Below are 251 nucleotides of genomic sequence, written 5' to 3'. Positions count from 1 at the left end.
CAGCGATACTTCATTATTTTGTGTTGGCGACGATTGGCAGGCTATTTATCGCTTTAGTGGTGCAGATGTCCGTTTAACGACTCAATTTAAACGTTATTTTGGCCATGCCAGCGAAACGCATTTGGATCTTACTTTTAGATTTAATAACCGTATCGGTGAAGTGGCTAGCGCTTTTGTGAGTAAAAACCCGCATCAACTCAACAAAGATATCCATTCATTGGTACAAGTTGCCAAGCCTGCAGTATCAATAC

At 41.0% G+C, this 251-nt stretch carries 1 protein-coding gene; it reads left to right on the top strand.

Going from position 1 to position 251, the window contains the following annotated elements:
* A partial coding sequence (locus AAEY78_RS14250) for a UvrD-helicase domain-containing protein (RefSeq protein ID WP_352340079.1) occupies nt 1–251 on the top strand: 251 nt, incomplete at both ends.

It is taken from the genome of Psychrobacter sp. 16-MNA-CIBAN-0192 (assembly GCF_040309565.1).
GTDB lineage: Bacteria > Pseudomonadota > Gammaproteobacteria > Pseudomonadales > Moraxellaceae > Psychrobacter.
This window is presented reverse-complemented; position numbering and strand designations above follow the sequence as displayed.